This is a genomic window from Pseudomonas sp. PDM01 (assembly GCF_014852325.1).
In the GTDB taxonomy this organism is placed as follows: Bacteria; Pseudomonadota; Gammaproteobacteria; order Pseudomonadales; family Pseudomonadaceae; genus Aquipseudomonas; species Aquipseudomonas migulae.
The window spans coordinates 577,973-597,030 of record NZ_JACVBK010000001.1 but is presented as its reverse complement, the minus strand read 5'-3'; the positions used below and the strand labels follow the sequence as shown (position 1 = coordinate 597,030).

The 19,058-nt window shown below is 58.8% G+C and carries 19 protein-coding genes; 14 read left to right on the top strand and 5 right to left on the bottom strand.

All coding sequences use genetic code 11. From position 1 onward, the window contains the following. Nucleotides 1-115 precede the first annotated feature (115 nt). Both IB246_RS02820 and IB246_RS02815 read right to left on the bottom strand, forming a co-directional pair. Nucleotides 116-1,153 (bottom strand): alpha/beta hydrolase family protein, encoded by a 1,038-nt coding sequence (locus tag IB246_RS02820; RefSeq protein WP_008043773.1) that lies wholly within the window; start codon nt 1,151-1,153, stop codon nt 116-118. Nucleotides 1,154-1,410: 257 nt separating this feature from the next. Beyond that, nucleotides 1,411-2,022 carry an FMN-dependent NADH-azoreductase gene (locus IB246_RS02815; protein WP_008043774.1) on the bottom strand — a complete coding sequence of 204 codons (612 nt, stop codon included), beginning with the start codon at nt 2,020-2,022 and terminating at the stop codon, nt 1,411-1,413. A gap of 129 nt (nt 2,023-2,151) precedes the next feature. Between IB246_RS02815 and IB246_RS02810 the strand changes: the two genes are divergently transcribed. Both IB246_RS02810 and IB246_RS02805 read left to right on the top strand, forming a co-directional pair. Next, the gene (locus tag IB246_RS02810) at nt 2,152-3,060 is read left to right on the top strand and encodes a LysR substrate-binding domain-containing protein (protein WP_008029879.1); all 909 of its coding nucleotides are present in this window, start codon (nt 2,152-2,154) and stop codon (nt 3,058-3,060) included. After that, the gene (locus tag IB246_RS02805; protein WP_008043775.1) at nt 3,057-3,416 is read left to right on the top strand and encodes an MmcQ/YjbR family DNA-binding protein; all 360 of its coding nucleotides are present in this window, start codon (nt 3,057-3,059) and stop codon (nt 3,414-3,416) included. The genes IB246_RS02810 and IB246_RS02805 overlap by 4 nt, the downstream gene beginning before the upstream one ends. Here the strand turns inward: IB246_RS02805 and IB246_RS02800 are convergent. Continuing rightward, nucleotides 3,413-3,838: a DUF1294 domain-containing protein gene (locus IB246_RS02800; RefSeq protein WP_008043776.1), complete on the bottom strand. Its 426-nt coding sequence runs from the start codon at nt 3,836-3,838 to the stop codon at nt 3,413-3,415. The genes IB246_RS02805 and IB246_RS02800 overlap by 4 nt on opposite strands. Then, nucleotides 3,835-4,665, bottom strand: a complete 831-nt coding sequence (locus IB246_RS02795; protein ID WP_008043777.1) for an undecaprenyl-diphosphate phosphatase — start codon at nt 4,663-4,665, stop codon at nt 3,835-3,837. Before IB246_RS02795 ends, IB246_RS02800 begins: the two co-directional genes overlap by 4 nt. Before the next feature lie 293 nt (nt 4,666-4,958). Between IB246_RS02795 and IB246_RS02790 the strand changes: the two genes are divergently transcribed. From IB246_RS02790 to IB246_RS02750, 9 genes are all read left to right on the top strand, one after another. Then, nucleotides 4,959-6,593, top strand: a complete 1,635-nt coding sequence (locus IB246_RS02790; RefSeq protein ID WP_008043778.1) for a methyl-accepting chemotaxis protein — start codon at nt 4,959-4,961, stop codon at nt 6,591-6,593. Between the two features lie 583 nt (nt 6,594-7,176). Beyond that, entirely contained in the window at nt 7,177-7,740 is a 564-nt protein-coding gene (gene pnuC, locus IB246_RS02785; protein ID WP_008040283.1) for a nicotinamide riboside transporter PnuC, read from the top strand. After that, nucleotides 7,737-8,261, top strand: a complete 525-nt coding sequence (locus IB246_RS02780; RefSeq protein ID WP_008040281.1) for an AAA family ATPase — start codon at nt 7,737-7,739, stop codon at nt 8,259-8,261. The genes pnuC and IB246_RS02780 overlap by 4 nt, the downstream gene beginning before the upstream one ends. 357 nt (nt 8,262-8,618) lie before the next feature. Then, the gene (locus IB246_RS02775; RefSeq protein ID WP_008040279.1) at nt 8,619-9,053 is read left to right on the top strand and encodes a hypothetical protein; all 435 of its coding nucleotides are present in this window, start codon (nt 8,619-8,621) and stop codon (nt 9,051-9,053) included. Between the two features lies 1 nt (nt 9,054). Continuing rightward, on the top strand, nt 9,055-9,627 hold the full coding sequence (locus IB246_RS02770) for a hypothetical protein (RefSeq protein ID WP_008040271.1): 573 nt from the start codon (nt 9,055-9,057) through the stop codon (nt 9,625-9,627). Nucleotides 9,628-9,678: 51 nt separating this feature from the next. Continuing rightward, on the top strand, nt 9,679-10,989 hold the full coding sequence (locus tag IB246_RS02765) for a hypothetical protein (protein WP_008040269.1): 1,311 nt from the start codon (nt 9,679-9,681) through the stop codon (nt 10,987-10,989). A gap of 62 nt (nt 10,990-11,051) precedes the next feature. Further along, entirely contained in the window at nt 11,052-11,732 is a 681-nt protein-coding gene (locus IB246_RS02760; protein ID WP_008040267.1) for a C39 family peptidase, read from the top strand. Between the two features lie 33 nt (nt 11,733-11,765). Beyond that, nucleotides 11,766-12,506 (top strand): hypothetical protein, encoded by a 741-nt coding sequence (locus IB246_RS02755; RefSeq protein WP_008040265.1) that lies wholly within the window; start codon nt 11,766-11,768, stop codon nt 12,504-12,506. Nucleotides 12,507-12,552: 46 nt separating this feature from the next. Beyond that, entirely contained in the window at nt 12,553-13,833 is a 1,281-nt protein-coding gene (locus IB246_RS02750) for a transporter (protein WP_008040263.1), read from the top strand. Nucleotides 13,834-13,902: 69 nt separating this feature from the next. Here IB246_RS02750 and IB246_RS02745 read toward each other — a convergent pair whose 3' ends face one another. Continuing rightward, nucleotides 13,903-15,228, bottom strand: coding sequence for a sigma-54 dependent transcriptional regulator (locus tag IB246_RS02745; protein WP_008040261.1), 1,326 nt, complete (start codon nt 15,226-15,228; stop codon nt 13,903-13,905). A 343-nt stretch (nt 15,229-15,571) separates the two neighbouring features. Between IB246_RS02745 and IB246_RS02740 the strand changes: the two genes are divergently transcribed. The 3 genes from IB246_RS02740 (at nt 15,572) to nhaB (ending at nt 18,988) form a co-directional block, all read left to right on the top strand. Next, on the top strand, nt 15,572-15,835 hold the full coding sequence (locus IB246_RS02740; protein ID WP_008040259.1) for a hypothetical protein: 264 nt from the start codon (nt 15,572-15,574) through the stop codon (nt 15,833-15,835). 282 nt (nt 15,836-16,117) lie between these two features. Next, nucleotides 16,118-17,407, top strand: coding sequence for a delta-60 repeat domain-containing protein (locus tag IB246_RS02735; protein ID WP_008040257.1), 1,290 nt, complete (start codon nt 16,118-16,120; stop codon nt 17,405-17,407). Nucleotides 17,408-17,485: 78 nt separating this feature from the next. Beyond that, nucleotides 17,486-18,988, top strand: coding sequence for a sodium/proton antiporter NhaB (gene nhaB, locus IB246_RS02730; RefSeq protein ID WP_008040255.1), 1,503 nt, complete (start codon nt 17,486-17,488; stop codon nt 18,986-18,988). The last annotated feature ends 70 nt before the right edge of the window (nt 18,989-19,058 follow it).

Here is a 19,058-nt window from a genome sequence, read left to right as displayed (position 1 = left end):
GGGATGTTTGGGGTTGTGGGTGCGCCGCAAGACCTGTAGGAGCCCGGCTTGCCGGCGATGGCGATTTCATGGGCGCCATCGCCGGCAAGCCGGCTCCTACAGTGGTGTGTGGGTCCTATTGATCGGCGGTTTGCATGCCGGCGCGGGTCGGTTTGCCCAGTGCGTGGGAGAAGAAGCGCCCTGCTTCGGAGATCATGTTGCGATGGATGTCCTCGCGATCGACACCGTCGGCATCGGTGCACAGCGCCGGCATCGCCTTGATCTGTTCTTCGTTGCACGGGGCCATGAACACGAAGTGCCCTGCCCCCGCCAGCAGCTTGAAGTCCGGTGCGGTCGGCAGTTTGCGCGCCAGCGCGGCGGCGTTTTTGTCGAAGGCCACCAGTTTGTCGCCGTCACCGCTATATAACAGCACCGGTACATGCACGTCGGCCAGGGTATGGCGACCGAATTTCAGGCTCAACGGCGCCATCAGCAGCAGCGCGTGCACCCGTGGATCCGCCACCGGTTGCAGGTCATCACGGTCGACAATCAGTTCACCCTGGGTGTTGCAGGCATCGTGGTCGTCCGGACGTTCCTGGCAATAGCGACGCAGACGATCCAGATCCGGCGTCGCCCCCGACAGAATCAGCGCCGTCTCCCCACCGGCCGAATAACCGATAACCCCCACCTGATCGGCATTGACGAACGGCGCGAGCATACGGTCGCCCAGGGTCGCGGTAATGGCTTCGGAAATCTGGATCGGCCGCCCATACAGGTTGCTCAAGGTGCCGAGGCGGCTGTGGTCTTTCGAGTTGTCGCCGGGATGAATCACCGCCACCACCACAAAACCCTTGCGTGCCAGCGATGTGGCGAGGTCGTGCAGGGCCAGCGGGGTTCCGGTGTTGCCGTGGGACAGCATCAGCATCGGGAAGCGGCCAATGGCGACGCGGGTGTCTTCGCCCGCTTCGACCGTGTAGCCCTCGAGTTTACTGGAGTGTTCACGGTCGCTGGAGGGATAGAACGCGATGGCGCGCATCGGTTGCAGGTCCAGTGGGTCGAGAAAACTCATCTCATGGAAACCGACGCTCCAGTGAGGATGTGGCGCAGGCGCGGCGTGCACTGAATTCAGGCTGCTGAGCAGGCAAATCAGTAACGTTGCCCAAAGACGCACCATGGGATGCCCCACCTTTGTTACTTGACCGGGAAGCCCGTTCTCCATCGATTACCGAGGAAGCGGCCTTGTACCAGCAATTGCGGCCACCAAGGTCGTTACAGAACGGGGACGTTAAACCCTCGACTGCATAACCTGGGCCACAACATGAAAGATTGCGCAATGATCAGAAACAAAAAACTCCGTATCTGACCTTGCGGGATCAGAATACAGAGTTTTTTGGGGTGTTGCCCGAGCTGATTTACAACTTTACGCAAGCCTTACGCGGCGGCGAACAGTTGCTCGCTGATCTGAGTGCGAGCAGCGCTCATGGCTTTGGTGCGCACTTCATCACCGTACGCCAGGCCTTCGGCACGGACGAATTCAATGTCGGTGATGCCGAGGAAACCGAACAGCAACTTCAAATACTCTTCGTGCGCAACGCCACTTGCCTGACCTGCGTGCAAACCGCCGGCAGTCGACACGATCACGACTTTCTTGCCACCGCACAGGCCTTCAGGGCCGGCTTCGGTGTAGCGGAAGGTCTGACCGGCAACGGCGATGCGGTCGATCCAGGCCTTGAGTTGGGTCGGGATGGTGAAGTTGTACATCGGTGCTGCGATGACGACGGCATCGGCGGCGAGGAATTCGGCCAGTGTCGAGGCACTCAGTTCGGCTTCGTGCTGCTGGGCGGCGTTGCGCAGTTCAGCGGAGGTGCCGGCGGCGACCAGGGTCGTGGCGGAGAAGTGGCTGATGGCATCGCTGGCCAGGTCGCGGTAGGTCACGACGGCGGTCGGCTCGGCAGCTTGCCAGGCGCTGACGACTTCGCGGCTCAGCTGACGGGAAGCCGAGTTGTCACCAAGAATGCTCGAATCGATATGCAGCAGTTTCATATGGGATCTCCAGGTGAGGACCGCCACGAGGCGATCTGATGGAGACAATCCTACAGACGAAACCAATAGCTGATTAGACTGCAACAATGCGATAGTTCGTCTCACTGATAGAACAATCGAGTTAACACCATGCAAGACCTCAATGACCTCTACTACTTCGCCAAAGTGGTCGAAGCCGGCGGTTTCGCGGCAGCCGGGCGTTTGCTGGGGATTCCCAAATCACGGTTGTCGCGCCGCATCGCCGAACTGGAAGAACGCCTGGGTGCGCGCCTGCTGCAACGCACCACCCGGCAGCTCAAGCTAACCGCTGTGGGCGAGCGCTATTTACGCCACTGTCAGGCCATGCTGCTGGAAGCCGAGATGGCCGATGAGGCCGTGGCCAGCATGTCCAGCGAACCTCGCGGACGCTTGCGGGTGTCCGCCCCCGTCGGGCTGGCTCACGAAATGTTGCCAACGGTGATCAGTAAATTCCTCGAGAAATACCCTCATGTCCAGCTGGAGGTCATGCTTGTAAATCGCCGGGTCGATCTGGTGACCGAGGGCGTCGACGTCGCGTTGCGGGTTCGCGAACCGGGCGATGAAGACCCTCTGCTGGTGACCCGGCGCCTGCGTCAGGCGCAGATGCTGATGGTGGCCAGTCCGGGTTTTCTTCATGGACGAGCAATCAATCATCCCGAAGACCTCAAGGGCTTGCCGGTGCTCGGCGCTCTGGAAGCGGACCGTATGGTGCACATCCGCATGCTCGACCAACAGGGTAAAAGTCATGAACTCGCGCTCGAAGCGCGACTGGGCATCGATGACTTTATCGTGCGCAGGGCCTGCACCCTCGCCGGCCAGGGTTTTACCATGCTGCCGATGATGTATTGCGAGCAGGAACTGGAAAGCGGCGCGCTGGTGCAGTTACTGCCCGACTGGTCTTTGCCTGGCGGCTGGCTGCAAGCGGTCTACCCTCATCGGCGCGGAGTGATGCCGGCCGTTCGCGCCTGGCTCGACCATTTGATCGAATCATTCAATGCCTGTGGGGACCGACTGATATGAAGGCTGGGCGTATGAGCGAAGAGGATGTCGCGCAATTCTGTCTCGCGCTGCCGGGGGCGCGGGAAGATTACAAGTGGGGTGGCGTGCGGGTGTTTTCGATTGCCGGGAACAAGATGTTCGCCCTGCAGAACCTGCGGGGCGACTCTTTGGCGTTCAAGGTCGACAAGGACTTGTTTCTGGGGCATTGCGACCGTCCGGGCATTCATCCGGCGCCGTATCTGGCCCGGGCCCAGTGGATCATCATGCAAACGCCCTACCCGCTGGGCAGCGAAGAACTGCAAGGGCTGCTGCAACGCTCCCATCAACTGGTGGTGAGCAAACTGCCCAAACGCACGCAGGTCGGGCTGCTGCTTTAAAGCAGCGCCAGATTGGCGCCCAGGAACAGTTGATCGATCCAGAACACTTGATGCAGCAGCACGATCACCCAGAACAGCAACTGAAACGACACTTTGCGGGTCTTGTGCCGAAACACCTGCTGGGCCAGCAACGCGCCCGGCCAGCCGCCGGCGAGTTCCACCGCATGCAACACGTTTTCCGGCGTGCGCCAGCTATCGGTCCGGGCCTTGCGCTTGTCGCTCCAATAAAGGAAGAACGCCAGCACGCTGACGATGCCATAGGCCGCCAGGGGAATCAGCGAAACCCCTCGCAGCCAGAACGACATCGAGCCGAACAACGGCAGCGCACACACCATCGCGAACACCAGCAGTTTCAGCCGTGGGTTCTGGATTCCGCCCCCGGACTGGCGCCCGGGTTTGTTGCGTGCGCGGGTGTCATTCATGGCTTGACCGCTGTCCAGTCAACCCAGCCAAACTGCCAGGTGGCGAGAATGACCAGGCCAAATGCAATACGGTACCAGGCGAACACCGCGTAGCTGTGGCTGGCGATGAACTTGAGCAAGCCCCGTACGGCAATCATTGCGAAAATGAACGCAGTGACAAAGCCGATGGCGAACACCGGGAAATCGGCCGGGACGAACAGGTCGCGGTATTTGTAGCCCGAGTACACCGCCGCAGCGACCATGGTCGGCATTGCCAGGAAGAAGGAGAACTCGGTAGCGGTCTTGCGCGACAGGCCAAACAGCAACCCGCCAATGATGGTCGAGCCGGAACGCGATGTACCGGGAATCATTGCCAGGCACTGGGCGAAACCGACTTTAAGCGCATCTTGCCAGGTGATTTCATCGACCGTTTCAGCATGCACTTCATGCTGACGCTTTTCAGCCCACAACATAATGATCCCGCCCACCACCAACGCCGACGCGACCGTAATCGGGTTGAACAGGTAATGGTGAATCAAGTCGGAAAAAATCACCCCCAACACCACGGCCGGCATGAAGGCAATCAACAGGTTGGCGGTAAAACGTCGGGCGCCGGGCTGCGTTGGCAAACCGGTCACCACATCGAGAATCTTGCGACGAAACTCCCACACCACCGCCAGAATCGCACCCAGTTGAATAATGATGTTGAAGGCAATGGCCCGTTCACCACCGAAATTGAGCAAGTCGGCCACGATGATCTGGTGTCCGGTACTGGAAATGGGCAAAAACTCCGTCAGCCCTTCTATAACGCCAAGTATCAATGCCTGAAAGGCGGTCCAAAGATCCATCAATCCCCCAAGAAGCGATGCGCCACGGCATGCCCCGTTAATATTTTTCAAAACATTGACTGCGATCAGCGCAGCTGCAGCCAGACGCGCACAGAATCCAGACGAAACCGTAAAAATTCCGTGAAAAATCAACTTGGATTCAGGTTTTTCCGTGCGGGGCCGAAATCCTATCAGACAAGGCTGAATAACGCTGCCACGTTATTGGACTTGGGTCGGATATGCCCGATCGGCAAAATGTGGTTGGATGCTGGCGGTCGTTTATTACAAGAAAAAGAAACAGGAGTGACAGCGTTATGAACAGCTTGCGCAATATGTCGATCAGCCGGCGTTTGTGGTTGATTTTGATCGTGGCCGTCATGATGCTTTTGACGTTGGGCGTGTTGATGCTCAAGCAGATTCACGAGGACCTGTATCACGCCAAGGCGCAGAAAACCCAGCACGTCGTGCAGACGGCCAGCGGCATTCTGACCTATTACCACGGGCTCGAAACCGCCGGCACGCTGACCCGCGAAGCTGCGCAGAAACAGGCGCTGACCGCCGTTCGCGGCCTGCGCTATGACCAGAACGACTACTTCTGGATCAACGACCTGACGCCGGTGATGATCATGCACCCGGCCAACCCCAAACTCGATGGCCAGAACCTCTCGGCGATCCGCGACCCGGACGGGTTTGCGGTGTTCAATGAAATGGTCGCTCTCGCCAAGGCCAAGGGCGCCGGCCCGATCGACTATCGCTGGCCGAAACCGGGCGCCAGCGAGCCGGTCGCAAAAACCTCCTACGTCAAACTCTTCGAACCGTGGGGCTGGGTGATCGGCTCGGGCGTGTATATAGATGACATGCAAGCCGAGTTCATGGGCCAGGTCTGGAAAGCGACAGTGGTCGGGTTGGTGATCGCCGCCTTCATGGCGCTGCTGGTGATCCTGATTGCCCGCAGCATCGTCCGTCCGCTGCAGGACACCGTGAACGCCATGGCCAACATTGCCAGCGGCGAGAGCGATCTGACTCGCAGCCTCGACACCCACGGTCAGGACGAAGTCACGCAGTTGGCACACCACTTCAATGCGTTCACCGCCAAGCTAAGACTGGTGATCAGCGAATTGCAGGTGTCCGCCAGCGCCCTGGGCCAGTCGTCCAGCGAACTGGGCAACGACGCCGTCCAGGCCCAGCAACGCAGCCAGCAGCAATCGCAACAGATGGAACTGGTGGCCACGGCCATCAATGAAGTGACCTATGGCGTGCAGGACGTGGCGAAGAACGCCGAGCACGCCGCCAGCGAGATGCGCGATGCCGAGTCTCAGGCGCAGCAGGGCCAGGTCAACATCGACAGCAGCCTGCAACAAATCGACAAGCTGTCTTCAACGATTGATCAGGCCGTGGAGGTCATCCGTACCCTCGCCGCCGAAAGCACTCAGATCGGCAGCGTGCTGGAAGTGATCCGTTCCATCGCCGAGCAAACCAACCTGCTGGCCCTCAACGCGGCCATCGAAGCCGCCCGTGCCGGTGAACAAGGTCGCGGGTTTGCCGTCGTCGCCGATGAGGTGCGCCTGCTGGCCCAGCGCACGCAGAAGTCCACCGCCGAGATCCAGGCAATGATCGAACGCCTGCAAAGCCATTCCGAAGCGGCGGTCAAGGTCATCGGCGACAGCAGCCGCGCCTCGCAACTGACCATCGAACAGGCCGGCCTCGCCGGTGCAAGCCTGAATGCCATTGGCCAGGCACTGCGCAACCTCAACGGGTTGAACGCTTCCATTGCCAGCGCCACCCTGCAACAGGCCCATGTGGTCGAAGACATCAACCAGAACGTGACCCAGGCAGCCGGTTTGTCCCACAGCACGGCGCTGGCGGCGGAACAGTCGAGCGTGGCCAGCGTCCACCTCAAGGAACTGAGTGAGCAGTTGAACGGGTTGCTCAAACAATTCCGCGTGTAGGCGCCTGGCTTGTAGGCGATAGCGCCCATGAAATCGCCATCGCCGGCAAGCCGGACTCCTACAGGTTTGGGGTGAACCCACAATCCCCAACACCCCCGCGCCCCGTAGGAGCCAGCTTGCTGGCGATAGCGCCCATGAAATCGCCATCGCCGGCAAGCCGGCTCCTACAAGTTTCGGGTGAACCCACAATCCCCAACACCCACGCGATCCGTAGGAGCCGGCTTGCTGGCGATGGCGCCCATGAAATCGCCATCGCCAGCAAGCCGGGCTCCTACAGGTTTGGGGTGAACCCACAATCCCCAACACCTCCGCGATCCGTAGGAGCCAGCTTGCTGGCGATGGCGCCCATGAAATCGCCATCGCCGGCAAGCCGGCTCCTACAAGTTTCGGGTGAACCCACAATCCCCAACACCCACGCGATCCGTAGGAGCCGGCTTGCTGGCGATAGCGCCCATGAAATCGCCATCGCCGGCAAGCCGGGCTCCTACAGGTCAACGAGTGCTTTCTCCCTCGCCAGCACAGCCTCATCCGTTGCAATCCGGGTACAATTCGCTCCCCTCTTCGTCTGCTCCAAGGAACCTCCATGTCCGGGCTTGAACTGTTTGCCGCCGCCCTCGGTGTCATTGCCGTCTGGTTGACGGTCAAACAGAACCCCTGGTGCTGGCCGATCGGTCTGGTCATGGTGTCGCTGTACAGTTGGGTCTTTTTTGAAGTGAAGCTGTATTCGGACATGCTGTTGCAGGTGATCTACGCCGCGTTGCAGCTCTATGGCTGGTGGCAGTGGACCCGCGCGGGGGTTGCGCGGCAAGGGCGGCAGGTTAGCCAACTCAAGGGCAAATCGATCGCGACAGGTCTGGCCATCGGTGCCATCGGCAGTCTGTTGCTCGGCGCGGCCATGGCGCACTGGACCGATGCCGCGCAGCCCTGGCTCGATGCGGCACTGACGGGGTTCAGCCTGGTGGCGCAGGTCTGGATGGCGCAAAAGCGCGTTCAATGCTGGCCTCTGTGGATCACCCTGGATGTGATTTTCGTCGGGCTCTTCGTCTACAAGGGCATGTACCTGACCGCCGGGCTCTATGCGTTGTTTGCCGTGATCGCGGTTCAAGGCTGGCGGGAATGGCGCACCGACCCGGCATTGCGCACATGAAAGTCCTGGTACTCACCGGCCCTGAATCCAGTGGCAAGAGCTGGCTCGCGGCCGAGTTGCAAGCGCATTTCGGCGGGATGCTGGTCGACGAATATGTCCGCTGGTTCATCGAACAAAACCCGCGTGATACCTGCCTGGCCGACATTCCGGAGATCGCCCGCGGGCAATTGCAATGGGAAGACGAGGCCCGCGCCCGACAGCCATCGTTGCTGATTCTCGACACCCACCTGCTGAGTAACATCCTCTGGAGCCAGACCCTGTTTGGCGATTGCCCCGCGTGGATCGAGCAGGCGCTGCTGGCTCGCCAGTACGACTTGCATCTGTTGCTGTCTCCCGAACAGGTCGACTGGAAGGATGATGGCCAACGCTGCCAACCCGATTTGAGCGAGCGCCGGGCATTTTTCGACGCAACCCTGACATGGCTTGAAACCCATCAACAACCTTTTCAAATTCTGCAGGGAAACTGGGCGGAACGGCGATTTCAGGCACTGCAAGCCGTCACCCTGCTGCTGAACCCCTGACCCGTTTTTAGGGGTTTTCACCCAGTAATTCCCCTGTTTTGGGGGCAAAAGTGTCCATACCTGTTACACCCACCCCACCCCAAACAGGCCGTTTCAGCGGTCTGCACCCTCTTCGCCCGTCAGCTGTTAAGCCCCCAATACACCTCGGCGCAAAGCATTGATCTAGAGCACTGCAACCGCTTTTGTTGGACAAAAGCGCCCGCGCCCGTCTCAGACGTGAAACAGCACCGACATCGGCCTCCCGGACAAAATTTTTAACCCGTTGAATTAAAACAAAATTCAAAAAACGGCACAGCATTCGCTCTCTCCTTCACATCGCTGACTAGGGCCAGCCCACAAAAAGAAGGAATTGCCACTGTGGGGACTTTCAATACTTTCAATAAAGGCTTTACCTGCCTCCTCCTGATCGGATGCGCATTGGGCTCAAGTGTCCAGGCTGACGACGGCATCATCATTATCAAGCGTGATGTCCAGACACGAAACGCCGTGCAAGCGCCGGTGGCTCCCGATCCTAACCCCACGACCGCAAATGCCAACCCGAGCCAACAAATCCTCAGGCAAACGAACGAGTTGAACGACGGCGACTTTGCCAACGTCGCCAGTGGTGCCGGGATCTCCCGCCTCGTCACGTTAGGCAACACAAACCTGGGCGGCAACATCACCACCCAGAATCAGCTTTCCAACCTTCCCGCCGGACGCTCGGGAGGTTCGGGCAACGGTATTTCCAACCTGGTCAATTCAAGCGTCCAGCGAGGCCTGAGCGGTCTGAACGTCATTACGGGAGGCCGTTGAGATGAATCGTAAGCTGCTGATTATCAGCATGTTTTGCAGCGCATCGAGCTTTGCTCAACCCCCCGTTATCAATAATGCCGACATCAGTAATTCGGGCGCGCAGTACCAAGGTAACTTCGCGGTCAACCAGGCTGCCGGCGATCAGCAGCAACAGGCTAATGCCCGGGCCATCGCCATGGGCCATGGCGCCAGTGCGACCACGCAGATTCGCCAACGATTGCATACCGAAGTCGACCCCAGGATGGATGCTCGAGCCAGCATTCAGGGCGACTCCTTCAGCCGCGGCTACGGCGTACTGGGTGTCAACCAGAGCGCCGGTGCCAGCACTCAGCAAGCCAATGCCCTGCGGATAAGCATCAGCAATCAACCGCAAAGTATCGACGACAGCGTCCTCATGCAACAGAACGTGGCGCTGATCAAAAACTCCGATCCGACTGACTCTGCACCAGGCTATCGCCAGGTCTCTACCAGTGACCAGGCATTCACCGGTAGCCGCGGGGTGATTCAGTTGAATCAGAGCGCCGGGGTGGGAAACCGAATGGCCAACACCCTGAACGTACGGGTCGCGGATTGACCCAAACAGTTAGGAACAACACTTAACCTAAAATAAGTACGGAGAATCACCATGAAACCTTCGACGGCACTCAAGCCTCTGGTTTTCGCAATTGCTGCGGTCATGGCTGTTGCTGTACAAGCTGGGCAAAACGATCGGCGTCACGATGACCACCACAATGGCCATCATAACAACGGTCACCACAATCCTCCTCCAATGAAGATCCCTGTTTACGCGACTGCCAATGCCTACGACAAACAAAGCAGCACCAACAATCGCATCCGTAACGAAGGGACTATTAACAAGGCAGAGATGACCGACTCTGCCACAGGCGCCGACGGCAACGTCGGTATCAACGTGGCGGCAGGCGACGGCAACCAACAAGACAACGCTGCCGCCATCGCGAACGCTGGCGCCACTTCCGCTCTGGATAACTCCTTCGTGTTCGGGGTTGCCACTGCCACTGCCAGCGTCAAGCAGTACAGCAACCACAACAAGGTCGACAACTACAACACCACAGCCTCTGCCGTGATGAGCGGATCGGGCAATGGTGGCAACGGCAATATGGGGATCAACATTGCCGGTGGCGACCTGAACCAACAGAAAAACACCATGGCGATTGCCAACTCCAATTCGCCGCTGGGTAACGCAACAGCCACCGCCTCCGCCGATCAGAATGGTCCTGGTCTGGTAGTGAATAACAACGCCGATCGGAACTTCGCCCTGACGACGGTGACGCTAACCACAACCAAAAGCGGTAATTCCTCTTTCAGTCATAACTCCGAGTTGAACATTGATAAGAGCGCGTCCAGCAACTGGACCAAGAAAGGTGCTAGCAGTTTTGACGTCAGTGGCACCAAGCACTTTGAAGCAATCGGATCAAAAAGCACCGACAAGAGCTCCACCAGCCATGCTGCTGTGGAAGCTATGTTGACCGCAGATGCGAATGTTACCAAAACCGTTACTCATAATAACGGCTATGGCGATCGCACTCGCAGCAAGTCTGTCGACCTATCGGTTGACGCATCGCTTAAAGCATCTATCGATACAGAGCACTCAAAATCGACCGACTCTTCGTTCGAGAAGAAGTTCGATTCTTCGTTCTCAAAATCGTTTGACTCTTCGTTCGAGAAATCAGGCGAGAAATCGTCCGCTTCTACCAAACACGAAGAGAAGGGCTACAGCGAAAGCAATGCATGGGAATTGAGCAACACTGTTTCCTATCAAATCCTGACCCCAAATGGCTGGGCTAACCCTGTCACCAACACTGCAACCCTTAGCGGTTCGGTGAATGGCGGCAGTGGCAACCTCGGCGTCAACGTGGCTGCCGGTGTGGGTAACCAACAAAGCAACTCGTTGGCCATTTCCAACCAATCGTTCTGATGGCTGTCTCTGGAGGCCCCCTCACGGGGGCCTTTTTCAACACAACCAGAGGGCGTCCCACCATGCGCATTATCGCCTTGGTACTTTTGCTTTGTGTGTCCAGTGTGATCGAGGCTGCACAAATGCCGCTTTCCGTCCTGCCAGGCGGCGCGGTGGTGTACAAGCCGATCCAGAGCATACGCGAGCGTAAATTTGCCGACCTGGTGCAACAGAAAACCGACTTCAGTTGCGGCGCAGCTGCGCTGGCGACCATATTGCGCCAGGCCTATTGGCTGGACGTGAACGAAGAACAGATCATCGAAGGCATGCTGGCATACGCCGATCAAGACCTTGTCCGCGTTCAGGGCTTCTCCATGCTCGACATGAAGCGTTACGTGGAAAGTATCGGCATGCGGGCCCGTGGCTACCGGGTGGCGCCGGAAACGCTGAACGACATCAGAATTCCGGTCGTGGTCCTCATGGATATCCGTGGCTACAAACATTTTGTGGTCCTGCAAAAAGTCCACAAGGGCTGGGTATACATCGGAGATCCGGTACTCGGTCATAAACGCTACCAAGTCGACGACTTTGTCAAAGGCTGGAACGGCATCATCTTTGCTGTCATTGGCCAGGGCTACGACAAAACCAACGCGCTGCTCGACCCTCCCGTGCCACTGACCGCCAAGAACCGCCTCGACACCTTCAGCCCGGTGCAAGACGCAGAGTTGTTGGACTTCGGATTTATCCGAAGCGACTTCTTCTAATAACAAGGGAGCATGACGCTCCGGGAGCATCTAATGAAGACTCCAATCTGGCTGGCCGTGGCTTGCCTGGCCGCCAGCCTGCCAACCCAGGCACAGACGTTCAAACCTATTGAACTGAGCGATCAGGAACTGGCGAACCTGCGAGGCCGCTATGTCATGCCGGGGCGCGTCATCAGTTTCGGGATTGTCATGACCAGCACCTGGCAAAATGCCAACGGTCAGGTGATCGGGGCAACCTCCTCGATGCAAATTCAACAAACGACCATCAAGCCACAGTTCTATGTGTCGATGATCGACCGGAATGGCGATGGCTCGGCGGTATCTCAGGGCACCGGGACCGTCAGCGGCGGTAACGGTTTGAGCACTACCCAGGGCGTCACTCAGGTTGTGCGCGCTGCCGGCGACAACAACAGCGCTTACAACAACGTTGATCTCAACGTCAGCAGAGGTAGCCAGGCACCACAGATGGACAACCAGGGGCAAGCGTTGGCCTCGGGCTCAACCCTGAACCACACCAACGGTGCCGGCGCGATGAGTATTTCCGCCACCGGCACGGGCGTGCAGCTCAACATCATCGCCAACAACAACCAGGGCAACACCGTGCAGCGCCTTGCCCAAGGCGGGCTGATGCAAAACGCGACCCTGCTTGGCGGTGGTAACCAGGTCAGAAACATGATGTCGATCAACGTTGTGCTGCGCGACAACCTGCCATCAACCGGTTCAATGAACGGCAATCTGGACCAACTCAAAGGAGTTCGCACTCTAGGATTCTGATCTACGCTCAGTCTCATTAGATGCAGTCAGAAGGGACGGCTAACCCATGCACCGATCTATAACGCTCAGAGCTATCGTTTGTTTGAGTAGCCTGGCCCCGGCCACATTGCTGTACGCAGCACCGGACCCCCAGGTCGAAGCATTAAAACAAGAACTCATGGAGTTGAAACAGCGTTACGAAGCACAACAGAACGCGCTGATGGTACTTGAACAGCGCGTTCGCCAAGTAGAAGAAGCACCTGCGACACCGGCCCCCAAACGCCTGACCAAATCCCCTGCCGAGCCGACCAGGGGTGGCCAGACGGTGGCCGCCGGTGCGCCGGGCACCACAGGCAGTTCATACGGCCAATCGCTCAAAGAGGATGCCGAGCCTGCGCAAAGCGTGTCCAACCTGTATGACGAAGCCAGCGGGTTCTTCGGCGGCGGCAAGTTCAGTGTCGAAACCGGCCTCACCTACACGCACTTCGATACACGCGCGCTGACGCTCAATGGTTTTCTGGCACTGGACTCGATTTTCCTCGGCAACATCAACCTCGACCGCATCAAGGCCGACAACTGGACACTGGACCTGACCGCCCGCTACAACGTGGCGCAACGCTGGCAGTTCGACATTAACGTCCCCGTGGTGTATCGCGAGTCGACGTATTCCTCCGGTGGCGCCGGTGGCGCTGGCCCCGTGACGTCGGACGCAACCGTCACCCGCGACCCGACCATCGGCGATGTGAACGTTGGCGTTGCTTACAAGTTTCTGGATGAGTCGGTCAGTCTGCCAGACGCGGTCTTTACACTGCGCGTCAAGGCACCGACCGGCAAGGACCCTTACGGCATCAAACTGGTCGAAGACCCGAACAACGACAACCTCGCGGTCCCCGAGGACTTGCCTACCGGCAATGGTGTCTGGTCGATCACCCCGGGTATCTCGCTGGTCAAGACCTTCGACCCGGCCGTGCTGTTCGGCACCCTGGCCTACACCTACAACATGGAGGACTCTTTCAGCGACATCAGCCCTCAGGTCGGCTCCAAGGTGAAAGGGGACGTGAAACTGGGCGATTCCTGGCAAGTCGGCGCCGGCATTGCATTCGCCTTGAACGAGAAGATGAGTATGTCGTTCTCGTTCACCGACCAGTTCGCCCGCAAGAGCAAGATCAAGCCCGACGGCGGCGATTGGCAATCAATTTCCAACAGCGATTACAACGCGGCCAACTTCAACATTGGCATGACCATGGCAGCCACCGACAACCTGACGATCGTCCCCAACCTGGCCATCGGCCTGACCGACGACGCGCCAGACTTTTCCTTCAGCCTGAAATTCCCGTACTACTTCTAACCGCTACACCTGAATGAAAAAGGCCCGCTGCGAGGTTCATCGCAGCGGGCCTTTTCGTTTCGCCCCGCCCTAACGGATCTGGTGCTTGTGCAGCAGTCGGTAGAAGGTTGGCCGCGACACGCCCAGCACTCGGGCGGCGACACTCAGGTTGTCGCTGTGGCGGTTCAATACATCGCACAACGCCTGCCGTTCGGCGCGGGTCTTGTAGTCTTCGAGGGTGCCCATCGGCGCGGCGATTGTGTGTTGACTGATCAGCCCGAGGTCACGCGCCTCGATCTGCCGCCCTTCCGCCAGAACCAGCCCGCGACGTACACGGTTGGCCAGCTCCCGCACGTTGCCCGGCCAGTCGTGCTTGCCCATGGCGATCAGTGCGTCCTCGCTGAAACTGCGCGGACGGCGGCCGGTTTCATGACTGTAGAAATGGGAGAAATGGTTGGCCAGCATCGACAGGTCGCCATGCCGCTCACGCAGCGGTGCAGTGACCACTTGCAGCACGTTGAGGCGGTAATACAAATCCTCGCGGAAGCGTTTCTTCTCGATGGCCGCTTCAAGGTCGACGTGGGTCGCCGCCAACACCCGCACATCGACCGGAATCGGCTGGCTGCCGCCCACGCGTTCGATGTGTTTTTCCTGGAGAAAACGCAGCAGGTTGGCTTGTAGCTCCAGCGGCAGGTCACCGATCTCATCGAGAAACAGAGTGCCGCCATTGGCCGCTTCGATCCGCCCGACCTTACGCTGATGGGCGCCGGTAAAGGCGCCTTTCTCGTGGCCGAACAATTCGGACTGGATCAGGTGTTCGGGAATTGCGCCGCAATTGATCGCGACAAAGGGTTTGCTGTGGCGCTGGGATTGCCGATGGAGGGTGCGGGCGACCAGTTCTTTACCGGTCCCGCTTTCGCCGCGAATCAACACCGGAGATTCGGTTGGCGCCAGTTTGCTCAGCAGTTTGCGCAGTTCGCGAATCGGTTTGCTGTCACCGAGCAGCTCGTGTTCGGGCTGATCGATGTGAACCGTGCCTTGACCACGCAAGCGCGCCATACCGAACGCCCGACCCAGCGTCACCTGAACCCGGGAGACATCGAACGGCAAGGTGTGGAAATCGAAAAACCATTCGCAGACGAAGTCCCCGACGTTTTGCAGCCGCAGGACTTCCTGGTTGAGCACAGCGATCCATTCGGTGCCGCTGCGGCTGATCAGTTCCTTGACCGCATCGGGGTGCTCCAGATGAAAAGGCTGGAGCCGCAACAGGCCGACGTCGCAGGTTCGGTCAGCGGCATTTTCCAGCGTACAGCTATCAACGTCCCAACCTACAGAACGCAGACCTGGCAGCAGGCGATGACAGTCGTCGCAAGGGTCCACTACTAACAGACGTCGTAACGCAGGCGCTTCGATCATGACTGTTCCTTGACGCCAAATTTTATGAAATTTTATTAAAAACAATCATTTGGCGGATCTGGCTGTAACACTAGCAAGAATTTGACACTGTCTTGTATCGATTGACTATAGGAAGTGCGCGCAAGCAGTTATAAGAAGCAACTTTATTAGTTACCTAACGACTCGAACCTTTCACCCAGCTTTCAAAAGCCGTCGAAACCTCGAACCGATGAAAGAAAGTTGAAAATTCTTTTAATTGTATGTGACCCACCCACCGGTTGCGGGCATCAGTACAAGTAACCAGCCGAACGGTAAGCCCAACCGACGGCACATCACTTGATTGGGCATACAGAGAGAAGACCCCATGACCGCCCCGCTCCGTATCAACGAAGCTCTTTTGATTGCCGACCGCGCGTTCAAGCCATTTCAATGCGTGGCCTGGGCCCCACAAGACGGCAACGGCGAACTCAGCCTGACCGTCATCGACCGCACCAACACCTGCATTCGCAAGCAGATCCCAAGCAGTGCCTATACCGACCCGGCACAACTGGAACATGTTCTGGAAGAAGCCCGTAAAGAGCTGAGCCAGGAAGGTTACACGCTGCAATCGTGGTCGATGCCGCACTAATCTTTTTGCGGATTACTTATCGGTAATCCGCACCCTCCTCCATGATCGTTAGTTTGCCGGCCTTGCCAGCAGACAACACGCGCAACATTTATTTGTACCTGAACGCGGCCAAATACTTGGCAGGCTTGTCAGTGGGTCGAAAAGACACTGTTCTGGCACAAAACGACCCTCCGTCTGTTAGTTATTACAGTTGTGCAACCAATCATTCAGGGATTGAATGTTTCTACTATAAGTCGCCCCCCCCAACTCCTGGATCAAGACGACTCGCAAGGAGATGCGTGCATGTCAACCCAGACCGCTGTGGTCCTGCCTGCGACGCTGAGCGCCGCCGGGGAGCTCGACAAAACCTTTGCCAGCGCCGGCAAAACCCAGGTGTATTTCGCCGGCAGCACGTCGAGCATGGCCACCGGCGTCGCGATTGATTCACAAGGCCGGCTGCTCGTCGCGGCCAAGGTCGGAACCCCGAGCGGCAGCCGCTTCGGTCTGGCCCGCCTGCTTGCGGATGGCTCGGCAGATCTGGCGTTCGGCAAACAAGGCAGTGTCATCAGCCAGTTCGAACCCGGCTTCGAGTCCATGGGTGGCAAAGTGCTGATCCGGCCCGACGGGTGCATTCTGTTGGCCGGCCTGCACTATGAAAATGAGCACCAGACACTGCCTGCCCTCGCCTTGTTCGATCAGCAAGGCAAACCGGCCCCCGACTTTGGCGACAACGGACGCCTTGTCGTACGCCTGCCGGGCAATCTTTCCCGGGGCGTGCGGGATGCCTGGCTTCCCCCCGGCGTACCGGGCGCCGAAGCCTGTGATGTGTGCGTGCAGGAAGACGGCCGGATGGTCCTGCTGGCCAATCATCATTTTGAACTGGCCGATCACGTCGGCCTGCTGGTGCGACTAAACCCCGACGGTTCGCTGGACGACACCTTCAACGGTCGTGGCTTCGTCCTGGTCAGACACCTGCTGATGAACACCTGGCTCAGCAGCCTGCTGGTGCAACGCGACGGCCGGATTCTGGTGGGCGGCTCGATCAACTTCCCTGAAGAAGGCCTGCTTGCGCGCTATCTAAGCGACGGCAGCCTGGACGACCGTTTCGCCGTGGATGGCTTCATGAGTTTCTTGGCACAAGGGCGTCACGCGCAGGTCAGCCAGGTCGTCCAGCAGGCCAACGGCGACCTGCACTGTTTTGGCAGCAGTCGCGACCCGATGCATTGCATGGCCTTGAAAGTACACAGCAACGGTCGCCCGGACATCCATTGCAACGGTGGCCAGCCGCATTTGCTGGGGATCGGCCACAGTGGCTGCCAGTGGACCGCCGCCCACGCCCTTGCAGACGGGCGTGTGCTGACCGTTGGCGCGACCATCGGTGGTGTCGAAGCCGACTTCATCCTGGCCCGGCATCGTCCTGACGGACAACTCGACGAGCTGTTCGGCAAAGGCATCGGCTGGGTCCGTACCCGCCTGGGTCGCAGCCTGGATACCGCAACGTCGCTGGCCGTGCAGGACGACGGCAACATTGTCGTAGGCGGCTATTCGCTGGATGGCAACTACCGGGCAATCGTCGCTCGCTATCTGGGATAGGCCTGCCGAGCTTTCCTGCGCTTGATCTTCCGTACCGCTTGCGGCAAGTTGCGCGCTTCTTAATACAAGGAGCAGCCGATGTCCGGCTCAATGGCCCAGGCGTTCGCGCATAATTTTCTCGGGCACTCACCTCGCTGGTACAAGGCCAGTATCGTCGGTTTCCTGATTCTCAATGCCCTGGTGCTATGGACCGTAGGTCCGGTAGCGGCCGGTTGGCTGCTGGTGCTGGAATTCATCTTCACCCTGGCCATGGCGCTCAAGTGCTATCCGCTGATGCCGGGCGGCTTGCTGCTGGTCGAAGCGCTGTTGCTGAAGATGACCACGCCTCAGGCGCTGTATGACGAACTGCTGCACAACTTCCCGGTGATTCTGCTGCTGATGTTCATGGTGGCCGGCATCTACTTCATGAAAGACCTGCTGCTGTTTCTGTTTTCGCGCCTGCTGCTCGGCGTTCGCTCCAAAGCCATGCTGGCGTTGATGTTCTGCTTTCTTTCGGCGTTCCTCTCGGCTTTTCTCGATGCATTGACCGTGACCGCCGTGATCATCAGTGCCGCCGTGGGGTTTTACTCGGTGTACCACCGTGTCGCTTCGGGTAACGATCCGCGCCTGGACAGCGAATTCAACGATGACCAGCACCTGCCAACGCTGCATCACGGGGACCTCGAACAGTTCCGCGCCTTCCTGCGCAGCTTGCTGATGCACGGCGCCGTGGGCACTGCACTGGGTGGCGTTTGCACGCTGGTCGGCGAGCCGCAGAACCTGCTGATCGGCCACGAAATGGGTTGGCACTTCTCTGAGTTCTTCCTGAAAGTCGCCCCGGTTTCCATGCCGGTGCTGGTGGCGGGCCTGGTGACCTGCGTGCTGCTGGAGAAACTGCGCTGGTTCGGTTACGGCACGCTCCTGCCGGACAACGTGCGCGCGGTGCTGGCCAATTACGCCGCCGAAGACAACGCCCAACGCACCTCACACCAACGCGCTGCGCTGATCGTTCAGGGGCTGGCGGCACTGATACTGATTGCCGCCCTGGCGTTCCATATTGCCGAAGTCGGTTTGATCGGCTTGATGGTGATCGTGCTGATTACCGCATTCACGGGCATCACTGACGAGCACCGCATCGGCAACGCCTTCAAGGACGCCATGCCGTTCACGGCGCTGCTGGTGGTGTTTTTCGCGGTAGTGGCGGTGATTCACGACCAGCAGTTGTTCACGCCGCTGATCCAGTGGGTGCTGGCGCTGCCGGCGAATCAGCAACCGGGCATGCTGTTTATTGCCAACGGTTTACTCTCGGCGATCAGCGACAACGTGTTCGTCGCGACCATTTACATCACCGAAGTGAAACAGGCGTTCATCTCCGGCCACATGAGCCGTGAGCATTTCGAGACACTGGCGATTGCGATCAACACCGGCACCAACCTGCCGAGCGTGGCGACGCCGAATGGCCAGGCAGCGTTTCTGTTTCTGCTGACGTCGGCGATTGCCCCGCTGATTCGCCTGTCGTATGGGCGGATGGTGTGGATGGCGTTGCCGTATACGGTGGTGATGGGTGTGCTGGGGTGGTATGCGGTGAGTTTCTGGCTTTGAGTTGGCAGGTTTGACGCCTTCGCGGGCAAGCCACGCTCCTACAGATTCACCGCTAACTTGTAGGAGCGAG